This is a genomic window from Thermoplasmata archaeon, from assembly GCA_035632695.1.
Lineage (GTDB): Archaea > Thermoplasmatota > Thermoplasmata > RBG-16-68-12 > RBG-16-68-12 > RBG-16-68-12.
In genome coordinates, this window is the sequence record DASQGG010000073.1 from 21,441 (window position 1) to 32,351 (window position 10,911).

The following is a 10,911-nucleotide window of genomic DNA, read 5'->3' on the forward strand; positions in this document are numbered from 1 at the left end:
GCGTCGCTATGGTCTTTGTCCCTGCGTTTGCGGGGTCGCGGGAGACGACTAGGCCTTGGCCTCGACGCCGAGCTGCACGGCGAGGGCGCGAAGCTCTTCTTCCTTCTTCCGGAGCTTCTCCTCGCGGTCGAGTAGATCGAGCGCCTTCTTCTGGATGATCTTCACGCGGTTGTCGATGTCCCGCTTCCATTCGTCCATGTCGATCGTGCTCTTGGACGCCTTCTCGGCCTCCGCGAGCCGGACCTTGATCTTCTCGTTCTCTAGCTTGGCCTTCTCGAGGCGCGTCGCCATCTCCTCCTTCTCGGCCTCGAAGGCTCGGTCCTTCTGCTCTAGGATCTGGGCCCGGGACTCCAGGAGACGGTTCTGCTCGTCCATCGTGGCTTCGCGCGTGCGGAGCTTCTCCTCGCGATCGAGCACGTCGAGCGCCTTCTTCTGGAGGAACCGCATGTTCTTCGCGACCTCGGCCTGCATGGCGTCTGCCTGGGCTCGGAGCTTCTCCGCGTCGGAGCGGATGGTCTCGCCCTCCTTCCGTGCTTCCGCGGCGCGCCGTCGGTCATCGTCCGCTTCAGCGGCCTGGGCCTCCTGGTCACGGCGCAAGCGTTCGAGGGTTTGCATGCCGTCCCGGAGTTCGGAATCGCGCAGGGCCAGCATCTGCTCCCGCTTCGCGAGTTCCTGCTGATGCCCCGTGAGCCCCTTCTCGCGGGCGAGGAGCTCGGCCTCCTTGCGGTTGAGATCCTCCATGAGGTTGTCCGCTCGCTGGAGCTCCGTGGACAGGACCTGCTCGCGGTTCGTCACGTCCGCCAGCTTGGTCTCGACCGCGGAGTGATGGGTTTCGATTTCGGCCTGGCGCTTGTCCAACTGTGCGGCTAGGGCCGCGATGCGCTCGGCTTCCTGATCGAGGGACGCCTTGCGGCCCTTGAGGGTCTCCGAGGTTTCCGCGCTCCGCTTCTCGGCCTCCGCGAGGCGAGCCTGTAGGGCGTGGAGTTCTTTCGCCCGGGATTCGAGCTCGAGCTCCTTGGCGCCGAGGCGCTGGGACGCGTCCCGAAGCTGGGCCGTCTGGGCCTCTTGGGCCTTCTCCGCCTTCTCGGCGTCCGCGCGGCGGCTTTCCAAGACCGTCTGCGCGACGGCGAGCTCCTCGGCCTGACGCTTGGCTGCCTTCTCGGCCTCCGCGGCGACGTAGGTCCGCCGCTGGGCGTCCTCGATAAGCCGTTCGGACTGCTGCGTCTGCTCTGCGGCTGCGTCGCGCGTGGCCTCGAGCTGCTTGAGCTCCTCGCTCCTGCGGCTCGACCAGCCCGCCTTCTCCGCTTCGAATCCCTGGCGCGATTTGAGCAGCTCCTCTTCCATGGTCTTGAGTTCGACAAACCGCTTGTCGCTCCGCGCCCCGGCAGCCTCAATCTCGGTCTGGCGCGTGCCTTGGGCCTTCGCCTGGGCCTCGAGCCGGGTTCGCTCGATCTGTGCCTGGGTGAGCGTCGCGTTGAGGCTGTGCTCGCGCTGCTCGAGATCCTCCATCCGCTTCCGGATCTCCGCCTGGCGGGTTTCCGCGCTCGCGGCGAGCTGTTGTTCCTGGGACTTCAGGGTGGCCTGGAGGTCCTTCCATTCCTTCTGACGGGCCGCGGCCTCCGCCTCGAACGTCCGGACCGTCTCGTCGAACGCGGCGTGGCGGGCCTTCTGCTCCGCTTCACCCTGCGTGAAGGCCCCCTCGCGGGCCGTGAGTTCCGCCTGGTGGGCGTCCGCCTGCCGCTCCCGGGACTCGATCTCGCGCGTGCGTGCGTCGAGGTCCTGCTCCTCCGCGCGGAGTTCTTCCTCGCGAGCGGCCACGTCCTTCTCCCGGGCTGCCATCTCCCTGGCCTTCGCACCCAGCTTGTCCTGGAGGACGCTGGACTCGCGCTCGAGGCGTTCCCGCTCCGAAGTCAGGTCGGCCTCCTTCGCGGCGAGGGATTGACGCACGGCATCCGCCTCCGTCCGGAGGCGCAGGGACTCTGCGTCGAGGCGCTCCCGTCCCTGGCCGAGCTCGAGCTGCTTGGACTCGACCTGCTTCTCCATGGCCTGGAGGTCGGCTCTCTCCCGCGCGAGACGGTCCTCGTCCTGCCGCAGGGTCGACTGCTGACTCAGGAGGACCGCTTCCCGGGACGCGAGTTCGGCCTCCCGGGCGTCCAGCTGCTTGTTCCGGGTCTGGAGGTCGCCCTCCCGATCCTTAATCTTCTGGGTCTGGGTGGCGAGTTCTCGCTCCCACTGCGCCCTGCGGCCGGCGAGTTCCGCCTCCTCGGCCTGGAGAGCTTCCGTCCGCTTCTCGAGGATGACCGACTGCTCTGCGGCCTCCTCGCGAAGGTTCCGTTCCCGGGACTCGATCTCCATCGACCGCTGCTCGAGTTCCAGGCGGAGGCGCTCGCCCTCCGCCTTGAGATCGCCCGCGGCTTTCATGCTCTCCTTGGCCGCCGTTTCGCGCTTCGTGAGATCGGCCTCGTTGCGAGCGACCCACTCGATGTCGGTCTGGACCTTCCCCTCCCGTCCTTGGAGCTCATCCTCCCGTTGCTCGATCCGGATCATCCGGCCGGCCCACGACTCCCGCAGGTCCTGCATCTCCTTCTCGAACGTTTCCTTCTGCTCCTTGAGGAGCGCCTGCTCGGACTCCAGGGTGGCCTGCCACGTCCGGAGTTCCTCCCCCTTGCGAGCCTCCTCCTCGCGGAACCGGGCCGTCTTCGCTTCGAGATCGCGCCCCATCGCACCGAGCTCCGCCTTGCGCGTCTCGAACTCGGCGCGTGCCTTGTCCAGCTTGTCCCCTTCGATCTCGAGGGACTCCTCCCGCGTGGCGAGCTCCGCGAGCCGACGGGCGTTCTCCTCGGCCTGGGCCCGAATCTCGGCCTCCCGGTCCGCGAGGCTCTGCTCCTTGGCCTCCAGTTCGATTTCCTTGGAGGCGATCCATTGGCTCTTCTCGAGACGCTGGGCCTCGAACGCCTCGCCGTCCTTGGACAGGCGCAAGCGGGCCTCCCCGAGGGTTCGCCCTTGAGCCGCCAGGTCGTCCTTGTGGTGCTGCATCTCTCGAGCGAAGTCCGCCTTCCGGGCCTCGAGCTCCTGCCGCTGCGCTTCGACGGCGCCCTTCCCGTCCTGTAGGAGGATCTTCTCCTGGGAGAGGGCCGCCTCGCTCTCCCGCAGCGTCTCCATCTGCTGCTCGATCTCGAGGGCCTTGGCCGCGACGAGATCCTGTCGACTCTGGAACGCCGATTCCTCGTCCGCGAGACCCTTCTCGCGAGCGGCGAGGCCTTCCTCCTTCTGGAGGAGCGTCGCTTCGCGGGGCCCAAGGTTCTCCTTGAGGTCGGTCAGATCCTGAGTCCGCTGTGCGACGTCCGCTTCGCGTGCGACCAGGTCGGTCTCCTTCGCTTCGAGCGCCCTCCGTTCGGCTGCGCTCGACTGCGTCAATTCATCGAGCGCCTTGCGTTCCTCCTCGAGTTCCTCGGCGCGTGTGGAGAGCGACGCCTCGCGGGCATGGAGATTATCGACCAATGCGCGGAGCTCCTGTTCCCGGGTCGAGAGGACCTCTGCCTTTTGGGCGAGGGTGGCCTCCGAGGATGCGATCTGGCTCTCGCGCGCCTGGAGATCCTGTTCGCGCGGTTCGAGACCGGCGATCTTCGCCTGAACCGCCTCGGAGTTGGCGGTGACTTCCTTCTCGCGCGCGTCGACCGCGGCCGTCTTGGTTTCAAGGGTCCTCTCACGCTCGTCGATCTGGATGTTGAGGTCATCGAGCGCCTTCCGTTCCTCGGCGAGCTCGGCCTGGAGGGCGTCCGCCCGTTGGGCCTTGACCCGATAGTCCTCGAGGTCCCGGGCAAGCTGGGTCTGGGCCGACGCCAACGCTCCTTGCCGATCCGCGACCTCCGCCTCCCTCTGAGAAATCCCCGCCTCGCGCTCGCCGAGAGCCGTCTCCTGCGGCGAGAGCTGCTCTTCGCGTTCCCGGAGGCCTCGGTCGGCCTCCTGAGCCTGGCTCTCGCGGGCGGCAAGGTCGGAGGCGGTGCGTTCCAGTTCCGTCCGCTTGGCGTTCAGCTCCGATGTCTGCGCATCGAGGACGGCCCGTTCCTGGGCCACTCGGTTCTCCCGTTCCCCGAGGTCCGTATCGAGGCCGTGAAGTCGCTGAGAATCCGCATCGAGCTTGCTCTGCGCGACGGTGAAACCGTCCAACAGGTCGCCGAAGACGCGAGCCCGAGCCTGCAGGTCCGCTCGCTCCTCGCTCGCTTGGGCGTGTGCCGTTTCCAACGTCGCCTCCTCCGCGCGGGCCTCGTCGAGGCGCTGCTTGACGCGGTCCTCCAGCTTGTCCTGAATGCTCACGAGGATTCCGCGAGCGAACTCGACCTCCTCAACGTTCGCCGGGCCAACGGCGAGCATGATCAGGGAGAGCGTGTCCCCGTGGACGGCGCGGGCGTGGTACTTCGACACGCGGACGTCCTTGTCCACCGCGTCGAGGGCCCCCGCTTGGAGCGCCTGGTCGTACGTCACCTCACAGGAGGGATCCAGGGTGAATTCCCTGAGCAGCTGCGCGCGTTCATCCACGAGGAAGGCCTTGGCCGGCCTCCAGCGGCGTCGTTGCACGAACATGGCTACCACCATGAGAAATGCGACAGGAGGAATGGCGAGGAAGTACGAGGACTGCCACCAGGCCGGCACGGGCGGAGCCGACACGGTCACCCGCATGTCGGGGTCCGACCCGAGCATCGAGAAGACGACGTGACCCGAGTCGTCGACGGTCCCGGTGGCGAACGCGGACCCGTTCTTCGTCACGTGGTACAGGAATCGGGCCGTGTTCCCGCCGATCGTCCACGTGATCGTCTGGGAGGACTCGCTCGAGGTGTGTGTCCAGGCGTACTCGGCTCCGACCGTCCAGGTCGTGAACACGGAGATCGTCAGGAAGGCCGTGGCGTCACTGTTCGTGACCGTCAGGTTGGACACGATCGCGGGTCCGTCCACGATCGTGCCGTTCACCGTCAAAGCGTTGAATGCGATCGCGTGGTTTGTCTTCGTGAGCGAACTCCCGGAGGCCACCGTCAGGGTCGCGGCACTCAGATCGGTTGTCAGGGTGAGGGATCCGGCGATGGTCAGGGCCGCGAACGCCTGGCCGCTGCCCAGAGCGATGGTCTGCCCAGCCCCGGTGAGGGTGACCGAGGAGCCCGCGGAGCCGAACATGATCGCGGACGAACTGTCCCAGGAGCCCGCGACGGAGAGGACGGCGCCGCCGAAGGTCAGACCCGCCGCGCCCGAGGCCGTCAGGTTGCCTCCGACCGCGACCGTGGCTCCCGTCAGGGTCAGGATCCCGGACCATGCGATGTTGGACCCGAAGGTCGTCGAGATCCCTGGGTTCACGGTCAAGCTGTGGAGGACCTGCGGGATCCTGAGGACGCCGCCGGAGGCGTTCACCACGACCACGGAGGTCGCTGCCAGGAAGGTGCCCGCAGACGAGTCCATGGTCCGCATGGTGACGACGCTCCCGCGGGCCTGGAGGGTCCCGCCCGCGGCAACGGTCAAACTGTCCGTCGTGATCGACACGTTCGAACTCGACGTGTCCAGGGTCGTCGTCCCCGGCCCTCCTTGGATTGTGATTGAGTGCGCTCGGAGGGCGGAACCCGCCACGGTGAAGGTGACCGTCGACCCGCCGCCGTTGAACACGACCGCGTTGAACTCGAGGCCCGACAGGTTCGACCCCGCGAACGTCATCGTCTGCGATGAGCCGGCGTCGAAGGTCACGGTCCCGGTTCCCACGGACCAAGAGGCCGAGGTGGAGGCGTTGGTCCAGCCTCCGGAGACCCGCCACGCCTCGCTGCCGAACGCGATGTACGACGCGGGCGAGGAGACGTCCACGTTCCCCGAGATGGCGACGTCCCCGGAGACGGAGGTCAGGGTGCCTCCGGAGAGAATGAGATCTCCGTTAACGGTCAGCGTGTTGGTTCCCTTGGCGAGACCGCCCGAAGAGATGGTCACGGAACTCGCCGTGAGCGCGGACATCTGGGCGTACGAACCCGTGAGGACGAGGTTCGCAAAGCTCTGCGCCGCGCCTAGCCGGAGGGTGCCAGCGGCCGCCGTGAGGGTCACCGTGGAGGTGCCTGCGGTGAACACGGACGAGGCGCCGGACGTGTCCCACGGACCCGAGACGATGAGCGACCCCGTCGTCAGGGAGAGCGTGTCCGCGGCCGCGTCGTTCATCGTGACTCCGGCCACGGAGACGGACGACGTGGACGCGACGAGGGCGCCGCCGCCCGAAATAGTCAGGGCCGAACCGCCGGTCAGATCGTTCCCCGCCGTCGTCAGCCTTCCTGTGATCGCGAGGGCCGCGCTCACGTCCATGGCGCCGGCCTGCGTGACCGTGCCCGAAACCGTGAGGTTGTAGAACCCGTGGGCGGCGTCGAGTGTCTTGACCGTGGCAGCCGGGCCCGTCATCGTGACCGCGCCGCTTCCCTTGGCGAAGGAGGAACCCGTGCCTGACGTGTCCCAGCTTCCGGCGACGGTCCACGCGCCTGTCGTCATGGTGATCGTGCCGGACGATCCGCCCGTCATTGTGACATTGAGGACGGAGGCCACAGAGGCGTTCGCCGAGAGGATGCCGCCGTTCCCGACGTTCAAGGAGCCTCCCGCCAAACCCAGATTCGCCGTGGCCACCGTGGTCGTCGAGCCCGCGGCGTCCTGAATCGTGAGCAGGTTGCCCCAAGCGATTCGGTTCGTGGCCATCGTGAACACGATGGCGCCCGTGCCCGCGGTGGACGCGAAGGTCACGTTATAGAACTCGCTCACCGGGAGGTTGGCGAACGTCATGGTCTGGGAAGCGGGAGCGCTGAAGAGGACCGCTCCCGTTCCGGCCACCCAGCTCGCCGACGTGCTGCCGTTCGTCCACGCCCCGCCAAAGGACCACGTGCCGCTCCCCATGCGGAAGTAGGCCGTTGCGCTCGAGATGATGACGTTCCCCGAGACGCTGACCTTGGACGCTGTGCCGGAGCCGTCGAGGACCGCCGAGCCCGAGAGCGTGAGATTGCCCCCGGCGGTCAGACCGTTCGTGGTCGACGCACCGATCGTTACTACGCCTGCGGCTAGGACGAGGTTGCCGCTGACCGCGAAGTCGTACGTGCCTACGGCGATGGTCCCGGTCCAGCCCGTCGTGTCCAGTGATCCCAGCATCGCGTTCTGGTCCACGCTGACGAGGCCGCCTCCCGCGTTCCCATCGAAGAACACGGAGTCGCCCGCAGCCGGGATGGGACACCCGCCGACGCCTCCGGAGACCGAGCCCCAACGGGCCGTCTGGGACCAATTCCCCGTGCCCCCGATCCAGTACCGCGTGCTACCGCAGGGGGACAGGACGAGCACGTCGACGACGGGGTCCGAGCCCAGCATCGTGAACACGACCTGGCCCGAGGCGTTCACGATCCCGGTCGTGAAGGCACTCCCGTTCTTGGACACGTTGAATCGGTTTCCGCTCGCGTTGCCGCCAATCGTGAATGTGAGTGTCGACGTGCCCACGGTGGAGGAGTCGGTCCAGTTGTACTCCGTGTTCGCGCTCCAGATGGAGACGACGCTGATCGTCGTCACGTTCGTCGGGTCGCTGTTCGCGATCGTCAAGCCGACCACGGTCACCGTTCCGTCGACGAGGCTCCCCGTCCCGTTCTCGGTGAGGCCGTTGAAGGCGAGGCTCTGACCGGTCTTCGTCAGGGCCGCCCCCGGGTTCACGGTCAGCGTCGCCTGCGCGGTCACCGTGGATCCGATGGCGACCGTGCCGTTGATCGTGAGGTTGTAGAAGGCCTGCGCCGGGGCCAGGGTGAGGGTCGTGGAGGTTCCCGTGAACGTGACCGTCGATGTCCCGCTGGCGAGCGCGGATCCGGCCCCGGAGGTGTTCCAGCTGCCCGTGACGGTCCAGGCGCCCGTGGTGAGGGTCAGCGAGCCCGAGCTGCCTCCCGTCATCGTGACACCGGACACGCTCACGGTCGAGGCATTCGCCGTGAGGACGCCGGCGTTCCCGATGGTCAGGGCACCGCCGGTCAACCCCAGATTCGCGGTGGTGAGGGTTGTCGTGCCGGTGCCACCCAGGACGGTGAGGGTGCCGCCCCATCGGAGGGGGTTGGTGGACAGGGTGAACGTCGTCGTGTTTGCGGCCGAGTTGAATGTGATGTTCCCGCCGAACTCGGGCGTCAGGTTCCCGAACGTCATCGTCTGGGAGGTGGCGGCGTTGAACGTGATCGCCGCCAGGAAGCTCCACGAGGCGGACGTGCTGGCGTCCGTCCACGATCCGCCCACGGTCCACACGCCCGCGCCGGCCGTGATGTACGCGGTCGCGGCGGTCACGCTGAGGTTCCCACCCACCGACACCGTGGAGATTCCTGCCGCCAGGAAGCCGGTCCCGAGGAGGGTGAGCGCGCCCTGAACCGACAGGGCGTTGTTCGAGGTCGTCAGGGAGGCTCCGGTGGTGACGCTTAAGGCGCCCGCCGTGACCAGCGGGCTCAGCTGGCTGATGCTTCCCGAGATGCTCACCGCGGCGAACGACTGCGACCCCGCGGCCCGAATCGTCTTGGCGGCTCCCGAGAACGTGACCGTGCTCGACGTGGCCGTGAAGCCTCCCGTGGTCACCGACGACGTGTCCCAGTTCCCTGTGATTGCCACCGTGGCGGATCCGAAGAGCGTGTTCGCGCCGGTTCCCGAGGAGGTGAGATTGCCGCTGAACGTCGTCGTGGAGCTCGTCAGGGTCAGAGTGCCGGACCACGACAGGTTCGAGGTGACATTCGTGGTGACGGTCGGGTTCACGGTGAAGTTGTAGAGCGTCTGGGGGACGTTGATCGTGCCGCCGGAAAGGACGACGATGACCGTGGAGGTCCCGACGCTGAACGTCGCGCCCGCGGCCGCGGTGTTCATGGATCCGATGGAGATGGAGGAGCTCCCCGCGGACAGAGTGCCGGTCGCCGCGACGACCAGGTTCGATCCGCCGGTGATGGTGTTGTTCGAGGTCGTGAGGGTGCCCGTGATGCTCAGCGTGCCCGTGACGTCGACCGCGCTGCCTTGGGCGATCGTCCCGGAGACCGTGAGGTTGTAGAAGCCATTGGCCGCGTTCAGGACGGTCACGGTCTGGGCCGCGCCCGAGAGGGTGACCGTGGACGTCCCGCGGGTGAACGTGGACCCGGCGCCGCTCGTGGTCCACGCGCCGGACACGGCCCATGTGCCCGTGGTCAGGGTGATTGTGCCCGAAGTGCCGCCCGTCATGGTCACGTTGGCGACGCCCACGGCCGAGCCGCCGGCGTTCAGAGTCGCGCCGTTGTTCACGGTGAGGTTACCGCCCGTGAGTGCGAGGCCTGCCGTCGCCATCGTCGCATTGTTGTTCAGGGTGAGCGTGCCGCCCCAACGCATGCCGTTCGTGGCCATCGTGAACGTCGCGGGAGCTGTCGGGTTGAACTGCACATTGTTGAACTCGCTGGCCGGGAGGGCGCCGAAGATCATGGTCCTCGAGGCGCCTGCGTTGAAGACCACCACCCCGGTCCCTGCGCTCCACGACGCGGAGGTGGACGCGTTCGTCCATGTTCCGTTCACGGTCCAGGCGGACCCGCCCAGGTTCACGACCGAGGCGGCGGTCAGGATGCTCACGTTGCCCGTCACCGTGATGGCCGAGGTCCGCGCGAGGAAGGTCCCTTGGATGCTGAAGGGACCGTTGATTGTCAGTGCCCAGTTGGACGCGGTCGTGTCGAGGGTCCCTGGGAAGCCCGCCATGTTGATGCTCGCGACCGTGGTCGCCGCGGCGAGGCTCGTGGTGCCCGAGGCGTTCGCGTCGAAGAACACCTGGTCCGTCGCCGCCGGGGTGCAGCTGCACGAGCCGCCGCCGGAACTGCTCGACCAGTTGGACGTGCTGCTCCATGCCCCGCCCGCCCCGATCCGGTAGCAGTTCTGGCCGCCGGTGCCGCAGCCTGCGGGGGTCACGCGGACCGCGCTCACGGCCCAATTGTTCGCCGAGCCCGTCCAGGTGATGCCCGTCCCGGGCGCGGGGAGACTGGCCCCGGCTCCGCAGATCGAGCTGCCTCCCCCGCTGCAGTAGGCCACGGCGACCCCGTACAGATCCGTGGCGGCAGCGCCCGTGCCTGTCACCGCGGTGGGAGGCGACGCTCCCGCGTTGCTCCAGAGGCCAAGGACCGCGAACGCGAGCTCGCCGGACGCCGGGGCGATCGAGATCGTCGGATTCGTCGTGGTCCCCGTCGCCGTGGTCCCGCCGGTCGTGGGGCTTGTCGTGGAGACGCCCGCGAGAAGGACCGTGGCACACACCTGCCGCTGCGTGTTCCCTCCCGAAAGGGTCGCAGTCATCGTCTGGGACGTGGTCGGGACGGCGCCCTGGAAGAACCAGATCTCCGTGCGGTCGCTGGTCCCGCTGTTGACCGCCGTGTTCGCTATGAGCGCCAGGCTGATCGTGCCGTAGGTGACGGTCGCGTACGCGACAGTGCCGCGCTCGCTCAGGAGGACGAGGACCGCATTGTCCCCCGCGGACGCGGTCTGCGTCGTCGTGCAGGTGGCCTGGATCGGGACCGTGCTCGCCGTTGTGGAGTCCACGGTGACCGCCGCCCGCGCGTCCCAGGTGAAGAGACCGAAGAACCAGGCCATCGCTCCGCGCATCGCCGCGCTCCAGTCGATCGGGGGGAACCACCGTCCGATGAACTGGGCGATCCCTCCGGCCAGCGAGACTGTCTGGGCCCTGGGATGGACGAAGACATTCGGGTTTGGCGTCTCGTACCCCTGGGGGAGGAGATAGGCCGTCGGATAGGGAGAGGGGGCGGGCACGTACCGGCTCAGGTTGAGGAAGGGCTGGGGATTGGCTCCGCTGAAGAGCAGGCGCTGGAGTTCGGGCGTCAACGCGTTGCCCGGGATGTGCAGGCTTCCGTCCGGCGCACGGAATGGCGCCAACGGATCCATGGGTCG

The 10,911-nt window shown here is 67.7% G+C and carries 1 protein-coding gene; it reads right to left on the reverse strand.

What is annotated here, in order from left to right; translation table 11 throughout:
• Positions 1 to 48: 48 nt before the first annotated feature.
• Complete coding sequence (locus VEY12_05680) at positions 49 to 10,896, reverse strand: hypothetical protein (GenBank protein ID HYM39620.1); 10,848 nt, start codon at positions 10,894 to 10,896, stop codon at positions 49 to 51.
• Between the last annotated feature and the right edge of the window lie 15 nt (positions 10,897 to 10,911).